We start from the raw sequence: 24,600 nt of genomic DNA on the forward strand, positions 1-24,600 counted from the left end.
TGCGACGGATCCCCGGCTAGAACATGACGGTATAGATGCCATAGCCGGTGACACCGGCGCTGGCGATCAGGGTGGCGGTGACGGCGGCGGCGCGCTGGGCCGAGGCGCGCACGCGCGACACCTCGGTCAGGCCGCCATTGCGCAGCCAGGTGCGCTCGCGCTCGAGATCGGCATATTCCTGCATGGCATTGGCGAAGGCGTTGGAATCGCCCTTGCGCAGCGGCCCCTCGGGGTCGAGCAGCAGCAGCATCTCGTCGAAGCGGCAATCGGCGGCGTGCCGCGCCAATTCGTCGGCCGCATGCTGGCGGATCTCGGCATTGTGGAAGGCGGCTACGGCCGGCTGCAGCATCTCGACCAGAGCGGCGGCGAGGCGCGGCAGATCCTGGGTGGGGTGGGTGCGCTGCAGGATTGCAACGAGCCGCAGGATCGAGACCCGATAGGCGACGTCGTCGGTGCGGTGGGCCAGCGGTGCCAGTTCGTTGTCGATCGCCCGTTTCATGTTGGCGGCGACGAAGGCGGCAATGTGGCGGTCCATCGGCAGGGTGCCGGGCCCGGCCCCGCCGATCGCGGCATCGATCGCCGGCAGCAGATCCTTGAGGTCGGTCACGTAGTAATCCGCCACCAGGGCCGAGCGGCAGGGCGTCCCCTTGGCCAGTTCGTAGAGCACGCGTTCCATGCCGTAGCCGGGCCCCGGACGGGAGATCACCTTTTCCACCTGGTCGAGGGCGCGGCGGAACTGCATCTGCTCCGGCGTCAGGTTGAACTGTTCCTCGAGCCAGACCTGCGGCAGGCGGGCCTGCAGCAATTCACCCACCTGCTGCAACTGGTCGCTGCGCTCGAAATGGTGGGCGAGCAGCGTGCCGAGGCCGGTCAGATTGCTGACGACATCCTTGTAGGCCAGGGGCAGGCTGACCCCCATCATCACGATATAGCGCGACAGCATGCGGTCGCGGATCGCGGCCGAGGGGCCGTGATGCGCGGCCAGGCCGGCGATGCGGTTCATCTTCTCGCCCGCCTTGTCGTCGCCAAAACTGCGCTTGAACCAGTTGTCGAAATCGGGACCGGTGATGATTTCGATGCCGCCCGCCCAGTCGCGCGCAATCGCCTGGGCAAGCGCCGGCTGGCTGAGATAGTCGGTGCCCTTGAACTTGATCGGCCGCGAGGCGCGGCGCGGCACGCCGGGAAGGACCGGGTTGTAGTGCTGGCCCTGCAGCCAGCCTTCCAGGTGCTTGATGGTCCAGCGGTCAGAGACCTTGTCGCAGAGCAATCCGCGCAACAATTCGGCGATGCCGGGCGGCAGCTTGTCGCCGCCGGCCAGTGCCGAGAAGCTGCCGCCGTTGATCTTGGCATGGACCAGCTGCTCGTCATTGAGATGGCCGGCGGGGTTGCGGCCGAGATAGAGCATCAGCACCGTGGCGCCGAGGGCATACATGTCGTCGGCGATAGTGCCGAGGCCGCGCCCGATCGGCAGCGCCGTTGCATTCTCGATCGTCTCGAAGGCGGCCGGCTGCAGATAGCCCGGTGGCGAGGCCAGGCAGTCGCCGAACATGACCTCGCCGCTCTTGCCGCTGAGATAGAACATGTTGGCCGGGTTGATGGCGCGGTGCGGGGCCGACATCAACACCATTTCGCGCAGCATCATAACCGCCGGCTGCAGCACCTGCTTGACCAGATTGGCCTCGCTGAACTGCGGCAGCGATCCTTCCTCGCGCCCGAAGACCGGCGCCTTGCCGGGACCGGGCTTGACCAGCCGTTCGCCACCCGGCTGCTGGTAGACGAAGGCCGGCCGGCGTCCCCACAGGATATCGCTGCCATCGGAACCCACCGGCCAGTCGACGATGCCGCTGGCCTGCGGCCACAGCATCTGCGTGCCGATGGGCTGCCGCTGTGTCGCCAGGGTAAGGCCGCGGCAGGCAAGGTGGCCGGGCGCCATCAGGGCAAAGAGCTTGCGCGCCGGTTCGTTGCGGTCGGTCGCGGCATAGGCCTCGGCGAGGCCGCTGTCGAATTCCGGCAGGCGGGCGGCGGGCGCGATCTCGTACCGCTCCCCCAGTTCCACCTTCTCGGAAAATCCAGCTGGCACAGCCAATTGCTTCACCCTGCCTAACCCTCACGCCGATGCGACCCGGCAAAATCGGCCGCCCAGGGCGGGCCGATCCGGGACTCCACCAAATCCAATGCAGTTTTGATGCCGGAATGGTTAACAACGAGTAAGGGCGCGGATGCCGGCTCTCCACCTAGGCCAGGGCCAAGGCTAGGCGAGGGCCGGTATGATCTCGCGCGCGACGAGGTCGTGGAGCTGGCGGACATAGCCGCTGCGCCCGGACGGGCTGGCGGGGTCCGAGGTGACCACCACGGTGAGGCCCAGCTTTGGCACGATATAGAGCATCTGCCCGCCATAGCCCCAGGCGTAATAGACCGGCTGGCCGGCCAGTTCATAGATGAACCAACCATAGCCATAGCCGTGACCGGTGAAGCGCGAGGTGGTGCGCAGGCGCCAGGAGGTCTCGACCCATGCCGCCGGCAACACCTGCTTGCCGGCGTAGATGCCATGGCCGCGGAACATGTCGCCGAAACGCAGCAAGCCCTCGGGCGAGAGCAGCATGTTGTTGCCGCCGAGATAGATCCCCTGCGGGTCCCGTTCCCAGGCCGGAATGGCGATGTCGAGCGGGGCGCCCAGCCAGGCGCGGGCAAGCTCGAGGGTCGAGCGGCCGCTGGCATCGGTCAGGATCGCCGAGAGCAGATGCGTGCTGCCGGTCGAATATAGCATCGGGCCGCCGGGCGGTTCGACGAAGGGGCGCGAGAGGATATGGCGCACCCAGTCGCGGCTCTGCACCCAGGCGCCGTAATTCGGTCCCGAGACGCGCTCGAGGCCGGCGCGCATGGAGAGCAGATGGTCAAGCGTCACCTGGCGCAGGCGCGGATCGGAATCCGGCGGCAGGCGCGTGCCCAGCAGCGGCACGATCGGCGCGTCGGGCCCCGGCAGGATGCCCTCGGCGATGGCGCGGCCGACCAGGGCCGCGATCAGCGACTTCGAGACCGATTTGATGTTGACCGGCTGGTCGAGCCGGGGGCCGCGCAGGGCCTCGGCCAGCAGGGTCTCGCCGCCGCGCGCGACGATCAGGCCGTGCAGCTGCGCCAGCGATCGGGCACGCTCGCGCGCCGCCGCCAAATGTCCGGCACCGCCCGCGGCACGCAGCGGCAGCGGCGCCGCCAGCGTGGCGGCGGCGACAAGCCCGAGGATGGCGCGGCGCGTCGGCATGGCAGCAGCCTAGCCGCTCTCTCAGAGGCGTTCCAGCGCCGGCAGATCGTGGATCTCGAACTGGGTGCGGGAAAAGGTCAGCACCCGGTCATCCTTCAACTGGCGCAGCACGCGGCCGACATGGATGGCGGTGAGGCCGAGGGCATCGGCAATATGCGCCTGGCTGAGCGGCAGGTACCCGACCAGGCCCTGCAACAGTCCCTTGGCCTGCATGCGGCGCGCCAGCGACAGGATCAGGCGCCCGACCCGTTCATAGGCGGTGCGGCGCCCGATATCGGCCAGCAATTCCTCGGTCGCCGCATTGCTCTCCACACAGAGCAGCTTGGCATTCTCCGCCAACCGCTGATGGCGGCCGACGAAATCGGCGAAGCTCTCGCGGTCGAAGGTGCACAACGTGCAGTCGGTCAATGCCTGCACCGAGAAGGCACCCCGGTCCAGGAACAGCATGCGCATCGCCACCGGGTCGCCCGGCAGGGCAAAGGAAATGATCTGCCGGCGGCCGCCGGTCAGCAGCTTGTAGCGAAAGGCCCAACCGCTGAGGAGGATCTGCATCTCCTTCGCGACATCCCCGGCGCGATAGATGATGCGTTTCGCGGGCACGGCTCGCGTACCTTCGCGCAGCCGCTCAAATTCGGCTGCGGCGGACTCACTGGTCGGGCCATAAAAGGCCGTCGCAAGGCGCGGGCATTGCGTGCAGCTGGGCGGCGTGGCGGGACAGATCGGCATGGGTATTCCATGAACAAGTGCCGATTTATTGTCAATCAACACCAGAAAAACAAAGTAAATCTATGTATAAAACCTGAGTCAAGACTCTGGGTTTTATACCCATTTACTTGAGTTTATTTGTCGTTGTTCTGGCTTTTTAGCACATTTTTACCGATTCTCCTGCACAGTACCGAATGTCGAGATTGCGACCATTTTCCTATCAATACCGACAGCCTGATGCTGTCGATAGCTCGCCAGCGAGAATTCTCGGTAGGGATCGCGACAGATGTCGATTGGACAAAGTGACACAGCATCGATCGATCACGCGGCGCCACCCGCACCGGCGCCGGCCGCAGGATATCGACCACCCCTCCATCAGAGCTTGTGTGACGAGTTGCAGGCATCGCAGATCCATTTTGCCAAGATCGTCGAATTGTCGACGGACGCCATCATCTCGGTCGACGAGGCCGGGCGTATCACCCTGTTCAATGCCGGCGCCGAGGCCATGTTCGGATTCCGGGCGACGCAGATCCTGGGCCGCCCGCTGGAACTGCTGATTCCGAAACGCCATCGCGGCCGGCACCGCGACCATATCAATTCCTTCATCGCCACCGACAAGGGCGGCATGCGCCGGATGGGCCAGCGCGGCAACATTCTGGCACGGCGGCGCGGCGGTGCGGAATTCCCGGCCGAGGCCTCGATCATGCATTACGAGGTCAACGGCCACCGCGTGCTGACCGCGATCCTGCGCGACATCTCGGACCGCATGTCGACCGAACGCGCCCGCCAGGACGCAGCCCGCCAGGCGGAACTTGCCAATCGCGCCAAGTCCGATTTCCTCGCCAATATGAGTCACGAATTGCGCACCCCCCTGAACGCCATCATCGGCTTCACCGAAGTCATGGCGCGCGAGACCCTGGGGCCGCTCGGCTGCGAGCGCTACCGCGACTATTGCCGGGATATCGGCGATGCGGGCCGGCACCTTCTCAGCCTCATCAACGACGTTCTCGACGTCGCCAAGATCGAGGCAGGACAGATGCGGCCGGTCATGCGGCCGGTGGAGATCGCCGCAGCCATCCGGGCCTGCCTGCGCATGGTGCGGGAACGGATCGACGCGGCGGGGCTGTCGCTGCGCATCGAGATCGATCACAAGCTGCCGCTGCTGCATTGCGACGAGCGCATGCTGAAGCAGATGCTGCTCAACCTGCTCTCCAACGCGATCAAGTTCACGCCCGACGGCCGGATCACCGTCAGCGCCGCCCTCGGCGCCGCCGGCGACTGCCGGATCGCCGTCAGCGACAGCGGCATCGGCATCGCCGGCCACGACATAACGAAGGCGCTGCAGCCCTTCGGCCAGGTCGACAGCAGCATCACGCGGAAATTCGGCGGCACCGGGCTCGGCCTGCCGCTGGTACGCAACATGATCGAACTGCATGGCGGCCATTTCGACCTCAGCAGCGAGCTCGGCCGCGGCACCACCGCCACCCTGACCTTTCCGGCGCGGCTGCTGTGCACTGCCGGCGCCGAGCATGTCATGCCAGATTCATCTGCGGAGAAACGGATCCGCGCGTAGCAAGGGGAGTACGACGATGGATGCGGTAGCGAAACTCGACAGCATGGGCGGCGAATTGCAGGCACAGCGGCTGCGCTTCGTCGAATTCACCGACCAGTCAGGCGAACGATTGCGACAATTCTGGCCTGTGGCGGCCAGAACCCTGCCAGCCCTGCTTGACGAATTCTATGACCACCTTGCCGGATTTCCGGAACTGGCACAGCGTATCGGCCCGCATCGCGACCGGCTCAAAAAGGCGCAGACCGCGCATTGGGCCCAGCTTTTCGCCGCCCGCTTCGACGCCGGCTACGTCGCCAGCGTCGAGGCGATCGGCCATGCACATAACCGCGTCGGCCTGGCCCCGCGCTGGTATATCGGCGGCTACAGCTTCGTGCTGCAGCGGCTGCTGCGCCTGGCGGCCCGCCAGAAACGCTGGTCGGCGGGGGATTGCGGCGAGCTGGCCGCGGCGATCAGCAGCGCCGTCCTGCTCGACATCGATTTCGCCATTTCCACCTACCAGACCGAGATGCTGCGCGAGCGGCAGCGACGGCAGGAGAAGATCACCGCCGCGATCGCCGGGTTCGAGAACATCGCGCTGGCGGCACTCGATTCCGTCGAAAGTGCCGCTGTCGAGTTGCAGCGCACCGCGACGCTGCTGGAAGGCAATACCCAGGAGGCGATGGCGCAGAGCGGAAGCGTTCGCGAATCGGCGCAGCTTGCCACCAGCAATGTCAACGCCGTCGCCTCGGCGGCCGAGCAGCTCTCGGCCTCGATCGCCGAGATCAGCAAGCAGCTCAACCAGTCGAAGGACATCAGCCACAACGCCGCTGCCGAGGCCGCCAATGCGGAAGTAACCATGCAGGGACTGAGCGAGGTCGCCGGACGCATCGGCAATGTGGTCAAGCTGATCAGCGACATCGCCAGCCAGACCAACCTGCTGGCGCTCAACGCCACGATCGAGGCGGCGCGTGCCGGTGATGCCGGCAAGGGCTTTGCCGTGGTGGCCAGCGAGGTGAAGAACCTGGCCGGGCAGACCGGCCGCGCCACGGAGGAGATCGAAAGCCAGGTCACCGCCATCCAGGCAGAGACCCGGAAGTCGGTCTCGCTGATCGGCAACATTACCCATGTCATCACCCAGGTCAGCAATGTCTCCGGCGCCATTGCTGGTGCCGTCGACGAGCAGAATGTGGCGACGCGCGAAATCGCCCGCAACGTGCAGGAAGCAGCCGACCGCACCGGCAGCGTCTCGACCCTGGTCCGAGGCATGGCCGCCGGCAGCGCCAGCACCCAGGAGGCGGCAGAACAGGTGCTGCGCGCGTCTGACGATTTGGGGCAACAGGCAAGGACCTTGCGCGCCGAGGTCGAGCAGTTCCTGAAGCGCGTGACGGAGGCCTAGCGTCGGCGCGGGCGACCTATCTGCCAGCGCGCAGCGTCACGCGGGCGACACCGGCGGCGACACCCACCCCGAGATTGCCGTTGACACTGACCGGCTGCAAGGCGATCTGGTCGCCGCTGCCGCCGAACAGCGCGTTGGCGCCGAGGCCGAGCCCCGCCGCGACATCGGCGCCGGCACCGCCATAGGTGCCGGCTAGGGCACCTTGCCGACATCGCCCGGCGCAAAGACGCCCCAATACAGCCAGCGCTCGTCGGTATAGCCGAGATCGAGGCCGTAGCGGTCGAAGGCGCCGGAATAGCTCTCGCGGCTACCGTCCGACCGCTTGAAGGTGCAGGTCATGTCGCGAGAGGAGCCGAGGACATAGCCGAAGCCACCCGCCACCTTGCATTCAAGAATCCCCAGATTGACCCCGCCCTCGGCCGCAGCCGGCGTTGCCGCCGCGGCAAGTGCAAGGAAGAAAGGGGCAAGTCTCGTCAGCATGGTAGACCTCGCTGGCCGGATCATGCGGGGGATAGCCGCGCATCGGCGCATATTTGATCCCGCCACCGCCGCCGCGTTGTGATCTTCCTGAAAGAATCGAGCCACCCGGCCATGGCCAGCCAGGGCGAAAGCCGCTAGCCTGCATGCGGCCCTGCCCAGCCATCGCGAACAGCCCCGACCGAGCCCATCCATGCTCCTTACCCTCGACACCCGCGCCGATCTGACGCTCGACATCTTCCGCCAAGTGGCCTGGGAAGGTGCCGCGATCCGCTTCAGCGACGGTGCCATGGCGCGCATGCGCGCCGCACGCGCCGCCTTCATGAAGCTGATCGAGGATCCGGATCTGGTCATCTACGGCGTCACCAGCGGCTATGGCCAGAACGCCAGGTTGCGCCTTGACGGCGCGGCGCGGCGCACGCATGCGCGCACACCGCCCTATCCCTGCACGGCGCCCTTCGGCCGGCCGGCGCCGGATCGGGTCGCGCGCGGGATCGTACTGGCGCGGCTTGCCAATTTCATCGACGGCCATGCCGCGGTGACGCCGGAACTCGCGGTCGAAGTGGCGGATCTCCTCCAGGGCGGCAGATTGCCCGAGGTGTCGCTGGAGGGTCAGGGCGGCGCCGGCGAAATCCTGTGGCTGGGGCCCCTCATCATTGCCGTCGCCGAGCGCTTCCCGCTGGCCGAGAAGGACGCGCTTTCGCTGATCAACGGCGCGCCGGCAGCGAGCGCGCTCATCGCCGATGCCGCCATCGCCATGCGCCGGCGTCTCGACCTAGCCGAACGCGTGCTTGCCCTCTCCGCCGAGGCCATCCTGGCACCGCTCGAGGCCTATGACCCGGCCCTTGAGGCGCTGTGGGATGACGCGCATGAGGCTGTCGCCCTGCAGCGCATGCGGCACCTGCTGGAAGGCGGCGCGCCTGCGCGACGACCCTATCAGGCGCCCGTCTCCTATCGCATCCTGCCGCGGGTCCTGGGCCAGTTCCGCCGCGTCATCGCAGCGGCCGAGGAGATTGCCGCAAGCTCGCTGCGCAGCGTCACCGACAACCCGGTCTTTCTGCCCCCCGATGCCGGGGCTCCCGATCCCGCGCATCCCTTCGGGCGCGTCTTGAGCAATGGCGGCTATCACAATGCCCGCGCCTATCCGGCACTCGACAATCTGGCCGCTGCCGCGGCCGATCTCTGCGCCATCGCCGAGCGGCATACGACCAAGCTGCTCGACGGTCGCTATTCGCTGCTGCCCGACCAACTGCAGTCCGATAGCGGCCAACAGGGCTATCTCGGCATCCTCGGCTTCGTGCAGGTGGGCTATGCCGAGCAGGCGCGGAGGGCGGCGCAGCGCACCTTCCTGCCGGGGTCCGAAGGCGGCGGCTTCGGCCAGAACGACGTCGCACCCCTCACCGGCCTTGCCTGGATGGCGCAGGAGGAGGCCGGCCGTTGCCTGGAGGCCGCACTCGCCATGCTGGGTGCTGTCGCCTCGCAGGCCTTGCATGTGACTGCACGCCAGGCGCCGCCGGCCCTGGCCGATCTGCTGGCCGATATCAGGGCCGCCTTCCCGCCCCTCGATGCGCCGCGCCGCTACGGGCCGGGCCTTGCCGCCCTGGCCGAGGCCTTCCGCGCGGACATCTATGGCGCAATGCCGAGCGCCTGACGCGCCGCGGCAACGACTTCTGGCGGCGAGCCACCGGCATCGATCCGCCGCCAGTCGATGGCGCCTAGGTCATAGCCGAGTTGCTGGCGGAGCACGGCATCATCCGCATCCGAGGCGTCGTTGCGCCGGGCAGCGATCCGCGCGGCAAGAATGGCGGGATCGCCCTCGAGCCAGAGCCCGGAGAAGGGCACGCCGCACGCGCTTGCCAATGTGGCAAAGGCGGCGCGCTCGGCCGGCTTCGCCGACACCGCATCGAGGATGACGCTGACGCCGGCGGCCAGAGCCGCGCGTGCCGCCGCCATCAGCGCCTCATAGACGGCGGCGTTGACCTCCGGCCGATAGGCGTCGGGCGGCAGCTTCTCCTCCGGCGCCAGGCCGAAATGGCGCTTGCGCAACACGTCGCTGCGCAGGAGACGCGCCCCCGGCGCCTGCCCGATGAGGGGCGCCAGGGCAGCCGCGACGGTCGATTTCCCCGTGCCACTGAGCCCGCCGATGGCGACGAGGCGCGGCGGCACCGGCTGCAGCAATGCGACGGCCCGGCGCAGATAGGCAGCAGCTTCCGGCGATGGCCCCGCCCCTGCGGCACGCGCCGTCACATGGGCGCGCACGCCCGCGCGCAGCGAGAGGAAGAGCGGCAGCAAAGGCAGCCCGTCCTCCTCGTCGGTCCGGTCGAGATAGCGGTTGAAGACGATGCTGGCGAAATTGGTGTGCCCACGATGGATCAGGTCCATCAGCAGGAAGGCGAGGTCATAGAGCACATCGGTGCAGGCGATCTGGTCGCTGAACTCGATGCAATCGAACAATACCGGCCGGCCCTCCAGCAGGCAGATGTTGCGCAGATGGAGGTCGCCATGGCAGCGGCGTACCCGCCCGTCCAGGCGCCGCCGCTCGAGAAGATCGTGCCCTGCCGCGAAGGCGGCCTCGGTGGCGTCAATGAGCCGCTCGACCTCGGCCGAGGGCATCATCTCGCGCATGTTCCCGGCATTGATCGCGAGGACGGCGGCGATGCCGTCGGCGCCGCCGAATGCCGGCATGATCGCGGCCTCGGCATGAAAGTGCGCGATGGCGTCGGCGGTCGCCCGCAGCAGCGGGGGACTGAGGCCGCCCGTCTCGACCAGATGGCTGAACAGCGCCTCCTGCGGGAAACGCGCCATCTCCACCACCCAGTCCAGGATCTCGCCCGCCCCGCCCCAGCCGATCCCGCCATCGGCCAGCCGGTGGATGGCGCGCACGCCCAGGTAAAGCTCGGGCGCCGTGCGGCGGTTGAGCATCAACTCGGCGCGGCAGGCAGCCTCGCGCTGCTGCACCGTGCCGTAATCGAGGAAGGAATAGGTGACCGCGCGCTTCAGCTTGTAGGCGCGGTCGCCGACCAGGAAGATCACCGAGGCATGGGTGGTGATGGTTTCGACGGGCCCGGCACCCCCATGGGCGGCGGGATCGCGCAGGAAGGCGATCACCGCTGCCTGGATGGCATCTGGCTGGTTGTCTTCTTGCCGGGTCATGGCGTCAGCATAACGCGGAATGCCGCCCGGCATTCGCGGCATTCCGCCTCATGCATCACCACTATGGCCGCCGCACCAGCGCAAGGCCGATCCCGGCACCCAGCAGCAGCCCGCCTGAGAGCCGGTTGCGCCATTTTGCATGCATGCCGAGGAGATGCCGCGCCTTGCCGGCCGCCAGCGCCCAGCAGCTGTCGACCAGCACGGCGATGAGCACGAAACTCACCGACAGCAAGGCCACCTGCGGCAGGATCGGTCGGGCTGGATCGATGAATTGCGGGAAGAAGGCCCCGTAGAACAGCAAAGTCTTGGGGTTGCTGAGCGACACCACCAGCGCCCGCACCAGCATGCGCCGCGCCGCCACGGGCTGCGGGCCAACCGCCCTGAGATCGGTGGCCGGCGCGCGCCAGGCACTGATACCAAGATAGATCAGATAGGCGACGCCGACCCAACGCAGCCATTCGAACCAGTGGCCGAGCGTACCCAGAAGCTCGGTCAGACCGATCGCCGTCAGGACCAGCTGTACGACGATCGCAGCACTGGTCCCGGCCACGGTGAGCAGGCCATAACGCGGACCATACGCCACGGAATTGGCGACGATGAGGGCCACATTGGGGCCGGGCATCAGGGTCAGCAGCACCACCGCCCCGACATAGGCGAGGTAGAGTGCGGGGTCGATCAGGGATGAAAGCATTTCCAGGGCTCCTTCTTAGGTAATCGGCAGGAGCAGAAATGAAGAACCCCCGCCGGGTGATATGCGGGGGTGTTCGAAACGCCGTCCAGGACCGCCGAGGCGACCTATTTCCGGGCAAGCGAAAACCGCGCCGCTGGGCGACGGTCTTGTTGGTGCTGCGGGATATGGGCGATGCCGGACATGGGCGGATTGAACCGCCGCACCCCTGCCCCTGTCAAGCGCCGGCCCCTCAAGTGCCCGGCGGATATCGCCGGCAGGGTGCATCATGGCAGCATCCAGCAATCTGCACATCTCGCCGCCGCCGGGGTCGGGTTAGGCTGCCGCCCCGTCCCTTGCGGCCATGCGCCCGACCAGTTGAGCCAGCCCGATGTCCTGTGCCGAAGCCAGCAACCCCGTTCCCGGCAACCTGTTCTCGCCGCGGGCGATGCATGTCTTCGCGGCGGTGACGCTGGCCGCGATCCTGGGCGGGTCGAGCGCACCGACGCCGCTCTATCACCTCTATCAGCAGAGCTGGCAACTGGCGCCGGTGATGCTGACCGTGATCTTCTCGGTCTATGCGCTGGTATTGCTGGCGACGCTGCTGACGCTGGGTTCGCTTTCGGACTATGTCGGTCGGCGGCCGATCCTGTTTGCCGGCCTGGTGCTCAGCGTGCTCTCAATGGCGCTGTTCGCCCTGGCGAGTTCCGCGGAATGGCTGATCGCCGCCCGTGCCGTTCAGGGCCTGGCCGCCGGCATCCTCAGCAGCACGCTGGGGGCGACCCTGCTCGACACCAACCCGCGCACCGGACCGCTGGTCAACAGCACGACGCCGCTACTTGGCATGTCGGTGGGCGCTTTGGGCTCCAGCGCCCTCGTCACCTATGCGCCGCGGCCGACCGAGCTCATCTACGAAGTCCTGCTGGCGCTGTTCGTGATCCTGGCGGTCCTGGTCTGGCGCATGCCGGAGACGGCCCTGCGCAAACCGGGTGCCCTCGCCTCGTTGCGGCCGCAGATCAGCGTACCGCGCCAGGCGCGCGCCGCCCTCCTCTGCATCTCGCCCTCCAACATTGCCAACTGGTCGCTGGGCGGCTTCTATCTGTCGCTGATGCCCTCGCTGCTGCGGGTCGCGACCGGGCTCGATTCGCCCTTCGTCGGCGGCGGGCTGGTCGCGCTGCTGACCTTGAGCGGGGCCACCGGCATCCTCATCGCACGGCATTGGCAGCCCAATCGCATCCTGCTGGCCGGCACCAGCACCGTGGCCGTCGGTGTCGCCATCACCCTTGCAGGTGTCGAGCGGCAGGAAGTGGCGCTGATGCTGTTCGGCACCTTCGTGGCCGGCCTCGGCTTCGGCACCAGCTTCTACGCCGCGACGCGCACCATCATGCCGCTGGCCCTGCCCAATGAGCGTGCCGGCCTGCTCGCGGCCTTCTTCCTGCAGAGCTATCTCGCCTTCAGCCTGCCGGTCATCATCCTTGGTTGGCTGATCCCGGTCCTGGGCCTTGTCGCCGCAACGCAGATCTATGGCTCGATCGTCATCGCACTGGCGCTGATGTCGCTGGTGGCGACGTTGCTGATGGGCCGGCGCTGACGTCGCGACGGCTCAATCCGCAAAGGGATCGGTCACCAGGATCGTGTCGTCGCGCTCGGGGCTGGTGGAGAGCAGTGCCACCGGCACCTCGATCAGTTCCTCGACCCGGCGCACATATTTGATCGCCTGGGCCGGGAGCTGCGCCCAGGAGCGCGCCCCTTGCGTCGATTCCGACCAGCCCTCGATCGATTCGTAGATGGGCTGCGCCCGAGCCTGCAGGTCCGACGCAGCCGGCAGATAGTCATAGGCCTTGCCGTCGATCGTATAGCCCGTGCAGATCTTCAGTTCCTTGAAGCCGTCGAGCACGTCGAGCTTGGTGAGGGCGATGCCGCTGATGCCGGCAACCTTGGCGGCGCGACGCACCAGGGCGGCGTCGAACCAGCCGCAGCGGCGCTTGCGCCCCGTCACCGTGCCGAATTCGTGGCCGCGTTCGCCCAGCATCTGGCCGATCTCGTCGGTCAGTTCCGAGGGGAACGGACCGGAGCCGACGCGGGTCGTATAGGCCTTGGTGATGCCGAGCACATAGCCGATCGCCGACGGGCCGAGGCCCGACCCGGTCGCGGCCTGGCCGGTCACCGTGTTGGACGAGGTGACATAGGGATAGGTGCCGTGGTCGACATCCAGCATGATGCCCTGGGCACCTTCGAACAGGATGCGGTCGCCGCGCTTGCGCGCCGCATCCAGCATCTCCCAGACCGGCTTCACGAAGGGGGCGATCTGCGGCGCGATGGCCCTCAGTTCGGCGATGAGTGCAGTGCCGTCCACCGGCTCCGCCCCCATTCCCTTCAGCAGCGCATTGTGATGCGCCAGTAGATTGGCGACCTTGGCCTCGAGGCCGTTGTCATCGACGATGTCACACACCCGAATGGCGCGACGCGCCACCTTGTCCTCATAGGCCGGGCCGATCCCGCGCCCGGTGGTGCCGATCTTGGCGGTGCCCTCGGCAGCGCCCTCGCGCAGGCGGTCGAGCTGGCCGTGCAGCGGCAGGATGAGCGCCGCATTCTCGGCCAGGACCAGATTGTCCGGCGAGATGGCGACGCCCTGCAGACGCAGCGCATCGATTTCCTTCACCAGATGCCAGGGATCGACCACCACGCCATTGCCGATGACCGACAGCTTGCCCGGCCGCACGATGCCGGAGGGCAGCAGCGAGAGCTTGTAGGTCTGGCCGCCGATCACCAGGGTGTGGCCGGCATTGTGGCCGCCCTGGAAACGCACCACGACATCGGCGCGCACCGACAGCCAGTCGACGATCTTGCCCTTGCCCTCGTCGCCCCATTGCGATCCGACAACCGCTACATTGGCCATGATGATCCTCTGGAAAACTCAACCGTCGACGGCGACCGGACGGCCGCCTTCGAGAACATGCGAACAAAGCAATCTCTTGGCCTCCAGCCGCGCGTCCGCGACGGCGCTGAGGCCCTGTACCGTGACCCAGCCCTCGCGGCGGAGCGTCATGCCGATATCGGCCGCCGCACCGAACGGCACGAACACGCGCTTCGGCCTCGCGGGTACCGGCAGCGTCGCCAACAAGGTGTCCAGATAAAGCGAGAAGCCGGTCGCGGCCTCGCCTGCATGATTGACATAGCGGCCGCCGCGGCCGAACTCGCCGCGCACGCCGCGCCCCAGCAGGGTGAAGGCAAGCCCGCTGTGATACTCGAAACCGCGCTGGTCGGTGGCATCGATCGTGAGCGTGAGATCGGGCGCCGCCTTGCGGACCAGCGCCACGGTCTCGGCCAGATTGGCACGCTCGATCTCGCCCGCCGCCGGCAGTTTCAGTGCCAGCAGGGCCGGCAGGGCCGTCTCGACCGGGCCGACCGACCGCAGCAGCCCGAGCAAAGTCTCCTTGTGCCGGCCGGCCCGCTCGCTCACCCGCGCCGTATCCTTGCGGTCGAGGGCGGCAATCAGTTCCATGCGCGCCTCGGGCGGCAAATCGGCAAGGATGATGGGGGCAAGGCGCGGCACGTTGATGTCGACCGCTACATCCGGCGCGCCGAGTTCCCGCAGCGCCTCGACCGGCAGCAGCAGCACCTCGGCATCGGCCGCCGCACCTTCGGCGCCGATCAACTCGACACCGACCTGGCCCAATTGCCGTTGCAGGCGCATCTGCTCGCCTTTGACGCGCAGGACCTGCCCGGCATAGGAAAGGCGCAAGGGGCGCGGCATTTTCCTGAGGCGGCTGGCGGCGATGCGGCCGACCTGCGGCGTCATGTCGGCGCGCAGGCCCATCATGCGCTGCGAGACCGGATCCATCAGGCGGAAGGTATGCGCCGCCATCGCCTCGCCGGGACCGGCCAAGAGCGAATCCTCGAATTCCAGCAGCGGCGGCTTGACCCGCTCATAGCCCCAGCGGGCGAAGCTGGCCATCAGGCGCTCGACCATGGCCGCCTCGAAGCCGGCTTCCGGCGGCAGGCCATCGGCAAGGCCCGCCGGAAGCAGGAAATTCTCGGCAACAGGCGGCGTCGCGACTTTGGATGAGGGCGCGCTGGTCATCTTGGCTTGGGCTCGGTCAACAGGTTGTTGCCCAAGCCGGTGGCGGCCGGATCGCCGCATGAGCGCTTGGGCAAGGGCTATTAGCCCAGACCGGCCCATGACGCAAGTGCGGCATCACTGCCGCACGCCATCGATATCCCCGCTAACCTTTTATGATACTTCGATTTCGCCCGTCAGGACGCAGACCGCATGGCCGGCGATCTTGAGCCGGTCGCCAGCCATGGTCAGCCACAGATCGCCACCCCGCCTGGAGACCTGGCGGGCATGGAACGATGTCTTGCCAAGGCGGTCCTTCCAGAAATTCGCCAGCACGCAATGCGAGGAGCCCGTGACCGGGTCCTCCGGAATGCCGTGCAGGGGGGCGAAAAAGCGGCTGACGAAATCGGCCTCCCCCTCGCCCGGCGCGGTCACGATGAGATCTCGGCCCAGCGCCTCGATGGCCGCGTAATTCGCTGGCACGGCACGGACGGCCGCCGCATCGGCAAGCCGCGCGATATAGGCGTCATAGGCCTCGCTGACAGCAACTTCGACCGGCACGGCGCCGATGGCCCCGGCAATGCGGCCCGGCATGTCCGCAGCCACCGCGGCTTCATAGGGAAGCAGCGGGAAATCCAGTTCCAGCCGGTCCCCCTCAACCGCGACGAAGAGGGGGCCGGAGAGGCTCTCGAATTGCATGCGGGTGAGGCTGGAATCGATGAAGCGGTTGAGCACGAAGGCGCTCGCCAGGGTGGCGTGGCCGCACAGCTTGATCTCGACCGTCGGCGTGAACCAGCGCAGGTGAAAGGCGCCAGCGCCCGATTCCGGCTGCGGCACGAAAAAGGCGGTTTCAGCCAGGTTCATCTCCGCCGCAATCTGCTGCAGGACCGAATCCGGCAGCCAGGCCTCAAGCGGCATCACGCCGGCAGGATTGCCGGCAAAGGGCCGGTCGGTGAAGGCGTCGACCTGATAGATCCTGTGGCGCATGTCCCTGCTCCTCCGCCCCGGCTAACGCCAGAACGGTCGCGATGTCTCGCGCTCGACATCGCAGGCGGTGAGGCCGATATCCTTCAGCAGGTGCTCGTCGAGGCGCGCCAATGCGTGGCGCTGGCGGCGGCGTTCCATCATGGCAAGTCCTGAGTTTACAACCGCCTCGGCCGTTTCTGCGAAGGCGGCGGTGATAGATCGAAACAGGCCATAGGGGGCACTCAGCATCTTGTAGGGGTACATTTTGAGCTCCGTGTGGTCGGATTGTTTCAAATTGTCTGCATCGATTACTACATTGTATCGACAATCGCATAATTGTATTGACTGAAATTGACGTCAATCGATACATTGTCACCATGACAACTTGGCAGCCAGACCTCACCGCCTATAACGGACCGCGCTATCTCGCAATCGCTGATGCGTTGTCCGACGACATCCGGCAACAGCGCGTGGCGCCGGGGACGCGCCTGCCCACCCATCGCGACCTGGCCTTTCGCCTCGGGGTTACCGTCGGCACGGTGACCCGCGCCTATGCCGAGGCGGAACGGCGCGGGCTGATCGGCGGCGAGGTCGGGCGCGGCACCTTCGTGCGCGACGACGTCCGGCGCCGCACCGAGATGCCGCTGGACCGCGAGGCCAAGGTGAAGGCCGGCGAGTTCATCGATTTGTCGGTGAATTTCCCGACGCCGCGCGCCAACGACTCGCTGCTGGCCAAGGCCCTCATGGACATTGCCCACCGGCCGGGAATCACCTCGCTGCTGGATTATCATCATCATGTCGGCCTGCCGCGGCACCGCGCCGCCGGCGCCGAATGGCTGGGCTTCCAGCGCTACCACGTGGCGCCGGACCGGGTGATCGTGACGGCCGGCGGCCAGCACGCGATGACGGCGGCCCTCGGCGCCATCACCGAACCAGGCGACGTCGTGCTGGCGGAAAGCCTGACCTATCCCGGGTTGCGGCGCCTCGCCGATTTCCTGCGCATCCGCCTCCATGGCATCCACATGGATGAGGAAGGCGTCGACCCGGACGCCTTCGAACAGGCCTGCATGACCATGCGGCCGAAGGCGTTCTACTGCGTCGCCAATATGCACAACCCGACCGGCATGATCTTTTCGGTCGCGCGGCGCCGGGCCCTGGCCGAGATCGCGCGCAAATACGGCGTCAAGATCGTCGAGGACGATGTCTACGGTTTCCTGCTGGGCACGCGCGACATCCCGCCCCTTTCCGCCTTCGCGCCCGAACTCGGCCACTATTTCACCAGCGTCTCGAAGAGCATGGCGCCGGGCCTGCGCGTCGGCTATCTCGCCATTCCGGAAGGCGCGCTCGACAGCTTCGCCCAGGTCGTGCGCTCGACCACCTGGATGGCGGCGCCGCTCACCGCCGAGATTGCCACCGACTGGGTCGAGGACGGCACCGGCATGGATCTGGCCGAGGCGCATCGCATCGAGGCGATCGCGCGCCAGCGCCTGGCGCGCCGCATTCTCGGCAACACCCAGTTCTGCAGTGACGAAGCCAGCTACCATACCTGGATCAAACTGCCGGAACCGTGGACGTCGGACAGCTTCGCGCTGGAGGCACGCATGCGCGGTGTCGGCATTTCACCGGCGACCATCTTTGCACTCAACCGCAACTCACCGAACGGGGTGCGCCTCTGCCTCTGCGCGCCGGCAGACCGGCACCTCCTGGAAACCGCCCTGATCCGGCTGGCGGAGATCCTGCAGGACCAGCCCAACAGCAATTTCGGGATCGTCTGACCGCATGACAGGATTGAGGCCGCTACCGACCGGACTCGGCCGCGAAATCGCACGCGGCCTCGTCGCCACGCTTCCGATGATGATCTCGGCCTTTCCCTTCGGCCTGATCTTCGGCGCCCTCGCCACGGCCAACGGCCTGTCGCCGCTGGCCGTGATGGGCATGAGCCTGTTCGTCTTTTCCGGCTCGGCCCAGTTCGTTGCCGTCATCCTGCTGGGAACCGGTTCGGCGCTCGGAGTCATCTGGCTGGCCACTCTGATCCTCAACCTGCGGCACCTGCTTTATGCGGCGACACTGGTCGACCATGTGCGCCATCTGAACCAGGTCTGGCGCTTCGGACTTGCCGCCTGGCTGACCGACGAGACCTTCGCCGTGATGGAACGCCGCTATCGCCTGGAGGGCGGCGGCGAGAATGCGCATTGGTACTACCTCGCCTCCTGCCTCGGCATGTATGTCAACTGGGCGTTCTGGACCTATGTCGGCGTCATCGTCGGCACCCGGTTCGAGGATATCGGCAATTGGGGGCTGGAATTCGCCATGGTGGTGACCTTCATCGGCATCGTCATGCCGGCCCTGCGCGCCAGCCCCTATTGGCTGGCGGCAATCACGGCGGGCAGCGTGGCAACACTTGGCTATCAACTGCCCTACAAGCTGGGCCTGCTGCTGGGCGCCCTGGCCGGCATCGCCGCAGGGCTCGCCCTGCAGGAATGGCAGCGCCGGCGCCGGATCGGAGAGTTAGCATCATGAGCGCAGTCGAGATCGGCCTGATGATCGTCGGCATGGCGCTGATCAACCTGGCCATTCGCTGGCCGGTCTATCTGTTTGCCGACCACGTGCGCTTTCCGCCGCTGATCGAGCGTGCCCTGGCCTTCGTGCCGGTGACGGTCTTGACGGCGATCATCGTGCCGATGATCCTGCTGCCGGATGGCGAAACGGTGTCGATCGACTGGCGCAACCCTTATCTGGTGGCCGGCATCGTCGCCGCCGCGATCAGTTGGCGCTGGCACCGCCTGATGCCGACGATCCTCATCGGCATGGCGGTCTTCTTCGCCATGCGCTGGCTGGTCGAGAGCGGCCGCCTCTAGCATTGGAGACATGCCGTGGCCCGCGATTTCACCGCCATCCGCGCCCGCTTCCGTGAATTGCACAAGGTCGGCTGTTTCGTCATCCCCAATCCGTGGGACGTCGGCAGCGCGCGCCTCTTCCAGCATATGGGGTTCCAGGCACTGGCCTCGACCAGTTCCGGCTTTGCCTGGACCACCGGCCGGCCGGATAACGGCGTCAGCTGCGACGATGTGCTGGACCATCTGACGGCGCTGTGTGCAGCGGTCGATCTTCCGGTGAATGCCGATTTCGAGGCCGGCTTTGCCGACGATCCGGCGGGCGTCGCCGTCAATGTCGCGCGCTGCGTTGCGACCGGCGTCGCCGGCCTCTCGATCGAGGACAATCGCCTCGCTGCGCCCCACGGCCTGCATGACAAGGCAAGCGCGGTCGCGCGCATCGCGGCCGCCCGCCAGGCGATCGACCGATCCGGCACCGATATCATCCTGGTGGCACGCACCGAAATCCTGCTGAGCGATCCCGAGGCCGTGACGCCGGCAATCGACAGGCTGGTCGCCTTTGCCGAAGCGGGGGCCGACTGCCTCTTCGCGCCCGGCGTGAAGAAGAAGCAAGACATCGCCGCCATGGTGCGCGCCGTAGCGCCGAAACCGCTCAACGTCCTGGTCATGAACCCGGACACGACGGTCGGCGAGTTGGCCGAACTCGGCGTGCGGCGCATCAGCGTGGGCGGCGCGCTGGCCCGGGCCGCGTGGGGTGGTGCCATCGCCGCAGCGGATAAGATCCTGAAAGACGGCGACTTCGCCGGCCTCGCCAAGGCGGCGTCAGGGAAAACGCTCAACGAGATATTCGGCGGCTAGCTATCGGTCGCGGATCATGGCGGCGAAGGTTGCCTCGGCCACCACTTGACCGTCGACCTTGCCCACCCCCATGAAGCGCCAGACGGGACCGCGGGCGCGGTCCTTCTTCACTTCCAGCATCAGCTGGTCGCCCGGCGTCACCGGGCGGCGGAAGCGGCAATCGTCGATGCTCATGAACAGCACGATCTTGCCCTCGGCTTCCTTGCCCAGCGCATGGACGGCGATCACGGCCGCAGTCTGCGCCATGGCCTCGACAATGAGCACGCCAGGCATGACCGGGGCGCCGGGGAAATGGCCCGGAAAGAACGGCTCGTTGACGGTCACGTTCTTGATACCGGTGGCGCTTTCGCCGGACACCACGTCCACCAGCCGATCGATCAGCAGAAACGGGTAGCGATGCGGAATCATCCGCATGATGGCCGCGATGTCGATCACGGTTCCCGATGGCACATCTTCCGCCATTCCGCTCCCCTCACCCACCGACGATTTCTGGCGCTCGCCCTTGTCCATCGGCTTACATCTTTACCGATGGCAGGACCTTGTTGAGCTGCGCCAGGGCGGAATCGGTGATGTCCCAAGCCTGAGCGCTGACGATTACCACGGATTTGTTAAGAACAAGCGTCAGCTTCCTCTGCACGGCGATTTCGCCGATCACCTTCTGCAAGGTCTGAAAAATGGTCTTCTGCGCGTCGTTGTAGGATTTCTCGAAGCCCTTGCGCTTCTGCTCGCCCTCCTGCCGCCAGGCCTTCAGCTTTTCCTGCAGCGCCAGGGCCTGCTTCTGGAAATCGGCTGGTGCCAATTGCGCACGCTGGGCGTTCAACTGATCGCTTTCGGCGCGCAGCTGCTTTTCCTTGGCGACCAGGTCGTTCTGGATCTGGCTGCGACGCTGTTCCGCCTGCTTTTGCAGCGATTGGCCGGCGGCGGAACTGGCGATGACCTTCTGCACGTCGACGATGCCGACCAGTACCGGGATCGCCGCGGAATCCTGGGCCGAGCTAGGCAGGGACGGCAGCCAAAGGGCCGCCGCGACGGCCACGGCGATTGCCACCTTTATGAGGGACTTGATCTTGATCACTGATGTGACTCCGCAATTCTCGATTTTCGTGAACTCTATTGACCTCGGATTGGTGACCTCGGATTAGCGCGCGGTTTCGCTAGAACGACGTGCCGACGCTGAACCTGAACCACTCCGTATTGTCGTAATCCTCTTTCATGATCGGGTAGGCGAGATCGACCGCGATCGGACCAAACGGCGACACCCAGGTCAGGCCGCCACCAACCGACACGCGCAGCGATGCGTCGTCGTCCACGTTCACGTCGTTGTTGTCGAGATCCGTACCCGTCAGCGTGCCGAAATCGGTGAAGGCGCGACCACGGATCTGGAATTCCTCCGGCAGGCCGATGGGGAACGTCGCCTGCAGGGTGCCGTCGAAGATGAACTGGCCGCCCAGCGAGTCGTTGGTGTCGGCATCGCGCGGACCCACGCCCGAGGATTCAAAGCCGCGCAGATTGCCGCCGCCCAGCGTCCAGGCATCGGTCACGCGCACATGGTCGCCAAAGATGCCGCTGATGTACCCGACACCGCCCGCGATGCCGATCGAGACGTCATCATTGAGCGGATAGAAATAGCCGCCGCGAACCTGGCTTTGCAGGTTGTAGACGTCGCCGCCCAGGCCGATGAAGGTATTGGACAGACTGGCATAGTAGCCGTCGCGCGGATCGAAAGGATCGTCACGCCGGTCATAGGTGATAGTGGAGCCGATGCTGGAGCGGATCGTGTAGCCCTTCTCGTCGCGGATCGCCTCGGAAATGTCGTCGTCCAGATCATGGACCTTGTCGACGCTGAGGCGATAGCTGAGGGTCTGACGCGTATATTCCGAGAGCTCATAGCCCATGCGCAGGCCGGCACCGGTCTGCTGCAGGTCGTAGGAATCGCCGCGCACATCGTTGAAGCGCCGATGGAACAGGTCGAAGCCGGCCGACACATCCTTGTCCAGGAAATAGGGGTCGGTGAAGCTGAGATCGAGCTGCGAGCGCTTGCCGGAGATCGTGAAGTTGAGGCGGAGGTCCTGGCCCTTGCCGAGCAGGTTGCGCTCGCGCACGCCGATCGAGCCGAGGGGGCCGTCGGCGGTCGAGAAACCGGCGCCGAAATTGAGTTCGCCGGTCGATTTCTCGGCAACCTTGACCTTGATGATGGTCTTGTCCGGTGCGCTGCCGGGCGTCGTCTGGATATCGACCGATTCGAAGAACGTCAGGTTGCGCAGGCGCTGCTCGGTTCGGCGCAGCTTGGCGGTAGAGAAGGCGTCGCCCTCTGCCAGGCGGAATTCGCGGCGAATGACCTTGTCCTGCGTACGGACGTTGCCGACGATGTCGATGCGCTCGACATAGACCTTCGGTCCTTCCTGAATGTCATAGGTCAGGTTGAGGACCCGGTTCTCCGTATCCCGATCGATCCGGGGGCGCACATCGACAAAGGCATAGCCCAGCGTGCCGACCCGGTTGGCGATGGCCTGCACGCTCTTGTCCACCAGATCGGCATTGTACCAATCGCCCTCGAAAGTCAGCACGTCGCCCCAGACCGAGGCCGGGTCCAGATCCTTCAGGGTCGCCTTGATGTCGATCTTGCCGAACTTGTAGCGCTCGCCCTCCTCGACCGTGAAGGTGATGAAGAAGGCCTCCTGATCCGGCGACAATTCGGCCACCGCCGAGAGAACGCGGAAATCGGCATAGCCCTCGGACAGGTAGTATTTCCGCAGCGCCTCCTTGTCGACCGTCAGGCGATCAGGGTCATAGGTGTCGGACGAGGTCAGGAATCGGAACCAAGCGCTTTCGCGGGTGATGACGACATCGCGCAGATCGCTGTCGCTGAAGATCTTGTTGCCAACGAAATCGATCCGCTCGACCCCGGTATCTTCGCCTTCGGTGATTTCGAACACCAGATCGACGCGGTTCTGGTCCAGCTTGATGATCTTCGGCTCGACCGCGGCAGCGAAGCGGCCATTGCGGCGATAGAGATCGAGCAGACGCTTCACGTCGGACTGGACGCGGCCCTGGGTATAGACGACGCGGGGGCGGAGCTGGATTTCGTTCTGCAGTTCTTCGTCTTCGAGCTTGTCGTTACCTTCGAAGGCGATGCGGTTGATGATTGGATTTTCGGCCACCTGCACCACCAGCGCGTTCCCCTCGCGCCGGAAATTGACGTCGGCGAACAGACCGGTCGCGAAGAGGTTCTTTAGTGCCCGGTCGATGGCACGGGCATCGAACGGATCGCCCGGATTGATCGCCATGTAGGAACGGACCGTATCCGGCTCGATGCGCTGGCTGCCCTCGATGCGGATCTCCATGATCGGATCGCCGGAGCCGATCGATTGCGCTGCCGCCGGCCGGACGGACCCGCCCTGCACCAGCACCGCCAACATCAAGACCGCAGCCGCCACGGCCCAGGCCGCAAGGCGCAAGCGGCCAGGCCCCGCGCAGACACTGGCGCCAAATTGCTTACGCACAAGAGCCATATTACGCATCATCCGGTCAATTAAAAAGCGCGCGGAATTTTTCGCCGACTTCCAAATAAACCAAGTCGTTCCATGTGGCAAACAACATCAGGCTAAGTACCATCGCCAAACCGATTTTCAGCCCCCATTCCTGCGCCCCATCACTGAGGGGACGCCCCCTCACCGCCTCGACCACGTAATAGGCCAGATGCCCGCCATCGAGCATGGGGACCGGGAAGAGATTGATCAGGCCGAGGTTGATCGACAGCAATACCGCCAGACTGACCAATGACAGGAAGCCGAACTTCGCCACTTCGCCCGACATGTCGGCGATGCTGAGAACGCCCCGAATCTCGTCGGCCGAGCGCACCCCGGTGATCATCTGCCAGATACCTGTCAGCATGCTGGCGGCGATCCGGTAAGTTTCACCGGCCGCTTCGACCGCAGCGTCGATCGGGCCGAGTTCGGCCGTGATTCCCTCGCTCTTGCTGACGATGCCAAGGCGGCCGATGCGCTGCTCGTTGCCGAAGATATCCTTCTCCACCACGATCTGCGGCTGCACATCGATTGTCAGGTCCGCCTCGCCGCGCCGGATCGAAAGGGTCAGCGGCCGGTCGAGATTGAGCTGGACGACGGCGGCCACGTCCTCGAACCGGTCCGTCGCCTGGCCGTTGATGGCCGTGATCCGGTCGCCCGGGAGAAGCCCGGCCTCCTGGGCCGCGGACGGCACCACGACTTCGTCGATCGTCGGCGCCCGGTAGGTCTTGCCATAGCTGACATAGAGGACGCCAAGCACGACCACGGCGAACAGGAAATTGGCGGCGGGACCCGCGGCCACGATGGCGGCCCGCTGCCAGACCGTCTTGTGGGCAAACGAGACCTTGCGGTCGGCCTCGCTCATGTCCTTGGGCTCGCCCTCGCCGCCCTCCAACTCGTTTGCGGCCATGCCGAACATGCGGACATAGCCGCCCAAGGGCAGCAGGCTGAACTTCCAGCGGGTGCCGTGCTTGTCGGTGATCCCGAAGATCTCGCGGCCGAAGCCGATGGAAAACACCTCGACCCGCACGCCGCAGAGCCGCGCCACCAGGAAATGACCCATCTCGTGCACGAAGACCAAGGGCGTCAGCAGCACCAGAAACCAGAAGCCATTGCGCGAGATCTCGGCGAAGATATCCATTCCAA

The 24,600-nt window shown here is 66.1% G+C and carries 21 protein-coding genes and 1 pseudogene; 8 read left to right on the top strand and 14 right to left on the bottom strand.

Going from position 1 to position 24,600, the window contains the following annotated elements:
* Positions 1-16: 16 nt before the first annotated feature.
* The 3 genes from A8950_RS14970 to A8950_RS14980 form a co-directional block, all read right to left on the bottom strand.
* A complete protein-coding gene (locus A8950_RS14970) occupies positions 17-2,086 on the bottom strand; it encodes a protein kinase family protein (RefSeq protein WP_133614487.1) in 2,070 nt (689 codons plus the stop codon).
* 165 nt (positions 2,087-2,251) lie between these two features.
* Positions 2,252-3,259, bottom strand: a complete 1,008-nt coding sequence (locus A8950_RS14975; protein ID WP_133614488.1) for a serine hydrolase domain-containing protein — start codon at positions 3,257-3,259, stop codon at positions 2,252-2,254.
* A 21-nt stretch (positions 3,260-3,280) separates the two neighbouring features.
* Complete coding sequence (locus A8950_RS14980; protein ID WP_133614489.1) at positions 3,281-3,985, bottom strand: Crp/Fnr family transcriptional regulator; 705 nt, start codon at positions 3,983-3,985, stop codon at positions 3,281-3,283.
* Positions 3,986-4,250: 265 nt separating this feature from the next.
* Between A8950_RS14980 and A8950_RS14985 the strand changes: the two genes are divergently transcribed.
* Both A8950_RS14985 and A8950_RS14990 read left to right on the top strand, forming a co-directional pair.
* A complete protein-coding gene (locus tag A8950_RS14985; protein WP_133614490.1) occupies positions 4,251-5,537 on the top strand; it encodes a PAS domain-containing sensor histidine kinase in 1,287 nt (428 codons plus the stop codon).
* A gap of 16 nt (positions 5,538-5,553) precedes the next feature.
* Positions 5,554-6,912: a globin-coupled sensor protein gene (locus A8950_RS14990; RefSeq protein ID WP_166645202.1), complete on the top strand. Its 1,359-nt coding sequence runs from the start codon at positions 5,554-5,556 to the stop codon at positions 6,910-6,912.
* 16 nt (positions 6,913-6,928) lie between these two features.
* On the opposite strand, the pseudogene A8950_RS20020 reads toward A8950_RS14990, so the two are convergent.
* A pseudogene (locus A8950_RS20020) lies at positions 6,929-7,689 on the bottom strand (DUF992 domain-containing protein).
* Between A8950_RS20020 and A8950_RS15005 the strand changes: the two are divergent.
* Positions 7,583-9,040, top strand: a complete 1,458-nt coding sequence (locus A8950_RS15005) for an aromatic amino acid lyase (RefSeq protein ID WP_133614494.1) — start codon at positions 7,583-7,585, stop codon at positions 9,038-9,040. The pseudogene A8950_RS20020 and the gene A8950_RS15005 overlap by 107 nt on opposite strands.
* Here A8950_RS15005 and A8950_RS15010 read toward each other — a convergent pair.
* Together A8950_RS15010 and A8950_RS15015 are read right to left on the bottom strand one after the other, a co-directional pair.
* Complete coding sequence (locus tag A8950_RS15010; RefSeq protein WP_133614495.1) at positions 9,016-10,542, bottom strand: bifunctional aminoglycoside phosphotransferase/ATP-binding protein; 1,527 nt, start codon at positions 10,540-10,542, stop codon at positions 9,016-9,018. The genes A8950_RS15005 and A8950_RS15010 overlap by 25 nt on opposite strands.
* Positions 10,543-10,603: 61 nt before the next feature.
* Positions 10,604-11,233, bottom strand: a complete 630-nt coding sequence (locus A8950_RS15015; protein ID WP_243735663.1) for a LysE family translocator — start codon at positions 11,231-11,233, stop codon at positions 10,604-10,606.
* Positions 11,234-11,600: 367 nt separating this feature from the next.
* On the opposite strand from A8950_RS15015, the gene A8950_RS15020 reads away from it, so the two are divergent.
* Positions 11,601-12,800 carry an MFS transporter gene (locus A8950_RS15020; RefSeq protein ID WP_133614496.1) on the top strand — a complete coding sequence of 400 codons (1,200 nt, stop codon included), beginning with the start codon at positions 11,601-11,603 and terminating at the stop codon, positions 12,798-12,800.
* 12 nt (positions 12,801-12,812) lie between these two features.
* Here A8950_RS15020 and A8950_RS15025 read toward each other — a convergent pair whose 3' ends face one another.
* From A8950_RS15025 to A8950_RS15040, 4 genes are all read right to left on the bottom strand, one after another.
* Positions 12,813-14,108 (bottom strand): adenylosuccinate synthase, encoded by a 1,296-nt coding sequence (locus A8950_RS15025; protein WP_133614497.1) that lies wholly within the window; start codon positions 14,106-14,108, stop codon positions 12,813-12,815.
* An 18-nt stretch (positions 14,109-14,126) separates the two neighbouring features.
* Positions 14,127-15,293: an ATP phosphoribosyltransferase regulatory subunit gene (locus A8950_RS15030; protein ID WP_133614498.1), complete on the bottom strand. Its 1,167-nt coding sequence runs from the start codon at positions 15,291-15,293 to the stop codon at positions 14,127-14,129.
* Positions 15,294-15,443: 150 nt separating this feature from the next.
* The gene (locus A8950_RS15035) at positions 15,444-16,256 is read right to left on the bottom strand and encodes a PhzF family phenazine biosynthesis protein (protein WP_133614499.1); all 813 of its coding nucleotides are present in this window, start codon (positions 16,254-16,256) and stop codon (positions 15,444-15,446) included.
* Positions 16,257-16,277: 21 nt separating this feature from the next.
* Positions 16,278-16,499 (bottom strand): DUF1127 domain-containing protein, encoded by a 222-nt coding sequence (locus tag A8950_RS15040; RefSeq protein WP_133614500.1) that lies wholly within the window; start codon positions 16,497-16,499, stop codon positions 16,278-16,280.
* 113 nt (positions 16,500-16,612) lie between these two features.
* On the opposite strand from A8950_RS15040, the gene A8950_RS15045 reads away from it, so the two are divergent.
* The 4 genes from A8950_RS15045 to A8950_RS15060 are packed head-to-tail and all read left to right on the top strand — an operon-like array spanning position 16,613 to position 19,927.
* The gene (locus A8950_RS15045; RefSeq protein WP_133614501.1) at positions 16,613-18,010 is read left to right on the top strand and encodes an aminotransferase-like domain-containing protein; all 1,398 of its coding nucleotides are present in this window, start codon (positions 16,613-16,615) and stop codon (positions 18,008-18,010) included.
* A gap of 4 nt (positions 18,011-18,014) precedes the next feature.
* The gene (locus A8950_RS15050; protein ID WP_133614502.1) at positions 18,015-18,755 is read left to right on the top strand and encodes an AzlC family ABC transporter permease; all 741 of its coding nucleotides are present in this window, start codon (positions 18,015-18,017) and stop codon (positions 18,753-18,755) included.
* The gene (locus A8950_RS15055; RefSeq protein ID WP_133614503.1) at positions 18,752-19,093 is read left to right on the top strand and encodes an AzlD domain-containing protein; all 342 of its coding nucleotides are present in this window, start codon (positions 18,752-18,754) and stop codon (positions 19,091-19,093) included. The genes A8950_RS15050 and A8950_RS15055 overlap by 4 nt, the downstream gene beginning before the upstream one ends.
* 15 nt (positions 19,094-19,108) lie before the next feature.
* Positions 19,109-19,927 (top strand): isocitrate lyase/PEP mutase family protein, encoded by an 819-nt coding sequence (locus A8950_RS15060; protein ID WP_133614504.1) that lies wholly within the window; start codon positions 19,109-19,111, stop codon positions 19,925-19,927.
* Here the strand turns inward: A8950_RS15060 and fabZ are convergent, their stop codons facing one another.
* The 4 genes from fabZ to rseP all read right to left on the bottom strand — a co-directional run bounded on the left by fabZ (position 19,928) and on the right by rseP (position 24,595).
* Positions 19,928-20,389 (bottom strand): 3-hydroxyacyl-ACP dehydratase FabZ, encoded by a 462-nt coding sequence (fabZ, locus tag A8950_RS15065; RefSeq protein WP_243735667.1) that lies wholly within the window; start codon positions 20,387-20,389, stop codon positions 19,928-19,930.
* Positions 20,390-20,441: 52 nt separating this feature from the next.
* Positions 20,442-21,002 carry an OmpH family outer membrane protein gene (locus A8950_RS15070; RefSeq protein ID WP_166645205.1) on the bottom strand — a complete coding sequence of 187 codons (561 nt, stop codon included), beginning with the start codon at positions 21,000-21,002 and terminating at the stop codon, positions 20,442-20,444.
* Between the two features lie 79 nt (positions 21,003-21,081).
* Entirely contained in the window at positions 21,082-23,439 is a 2,358-nt protein-coding gene (gene bamA / locus A8950_RS15075) for an outer membrane protein assembly factor BamA (protein WP_133614507.1), read from the bottom strand.
* Between the two features lie 16 nt (positions 23,440-23,455).
* Positions 23,456-24,595 (bottom strand): RIP metalloprotease RseP, encoded by a 1,140-nt coding sequence (gene rseP, locus A8950_RS15080; protein WP_133614508.1) that lies wholly within the window; start codon positions 24,593-24,595, stop codon positions 23,456-23,458.
* Positions 24,596-24,600: the final 5 nt, after the last annotated feature.

This window comes from Dongia mobilis, assembly GCF_004363235.1.
Lineage (GTDB): Bacteria > Pseudomonadota > Alphaproteobacteria > Dongiales > Dongiaceae > Dongia > Dongia mobilis.

Bases quoted from the DNA above. Each gene is read 5' to 3' on its own strand.
- A8950_RS14975 (WP_133614488.1), bottom strand. From the start codon at position 3,259: ATGCCGACGCGCCGCGCCATCCTCGGGCTTGTCGCCGCCGCCACGCTG.
- A8950_RS14980 (WP_133614489.1), bottom strand. From the start codon at position 3,985: ATGCCGATCTGTCCCGCCACGCCGCCCAGCTGCACGCAATGCCCGCGC.
- A8950_RS14985 (WP_133614490.1), top strand. From the start codon at position 4,251: ATGTCGATTGGACAAAGTGACACAGCATCGATCGATCACGCGGCGCCA.
- A8950_RS14990 (WP_166645202.1), top strand. From the start codon at position 5,554: ATGGATGCGGTAGCGAAACTCGACAGCATGGGCGGCGAATTGCAGGCA.
- A8950_RS15005 (WP_133614494.1), top strand. From the start codon at position 7,583: ATGCTCCTTACCCTCGACACCCGCGCCGATCTGACGCTCGACATCTTC.
- A8950_RS15010 (WP_133614495.1), bottom strand. From the start codon at position 10,542: ATGACCCGGCAAGAAGACAACCAGCCAGATGCCATCCAGGCAGCGGTG.
- A8950_RS15015 (WP_243735663.1), bottom strand. From the start codon at position 11,233: ATGCTTTCATCCCTGATCGACCCCGCACTCTACCTCGCCTATGTCGGG.
- A8950_RS15020 (WP_133614496.1), top strand. From the start codon at position 11,601: ATGTCCTGTGCCGAAGCCAGCAACCCCGTTCCCGGCAACCTGTTCTCG.
- A8950_RS15025 (WP_133614497.1), bottom strand. From the start codon at position 14,108: ATGGCCAATGTAGCGGTTGTCGGATCGCAATGGGGCGACGAGGGCAAG.
- A8950_RS15030 (WP_133614498.1), bottom strand. From the start codon at position 15,293: ATGACCAGCGCGCCCTCATCCAAAGTCGCGACGCCGCCTGTTGCCGAG.
- A8950_RS15035 (WP_133614499.1), bottom strand. From the start codon at position 16,256: ATGCGCCACAGGATCTATCAGGTCGACGCCTTCACCGACCGGCCCTTT.
- A8950_RS15040 (WP_133614500.1), bottom strand. From the start codon at position 16,499: ATGTACCCCTACAAGATGCTGAGTGCCCCCTATGGCCTGTTTCGATCT.
- A8950_RS15045 (WP_133614501.1), top strand. From the start codon at position 16,613: ATGACAACTTGGCAGCCAGACCTCACCGCCTATAACGGACCGCGCTAT.
- A8950_RS15050 (WP_133614502.1), top strand. From the start codon at position 18,015: ATGACAGGATTGAGGCCGCTACCGACCGGACTCGGCCGCGAAATCGCA.
- A8950_RS15055 (WP_133614503.1), top strand. From the start codon at position 18,752: ATGAGCGCAGTCGAGATCGGCCTGATGATCGTCGGCATGGCGCTGATC.
- fabZ (WP_243735667.1), bottom strand. From the start codon at position 20,389: ATGGCGGAAGATGTGCCATCGGGAACCGTGATCGACATCGCGGCCATC.
- bamA (WP_133614507.1), bottom strand. From the start codon at position 23,439: ATGGCTCTTGTGCGTAAGCAATTTGGCGCCAGTGTCTGCGCGGGGCCT.
- rseP (WP_133614508.1), bottom strand. From the start codon at position 24,595: ATGGATATCTTCGCCGAGATCTCGCGCAATGGCTTCTGGTTTCTGGTG.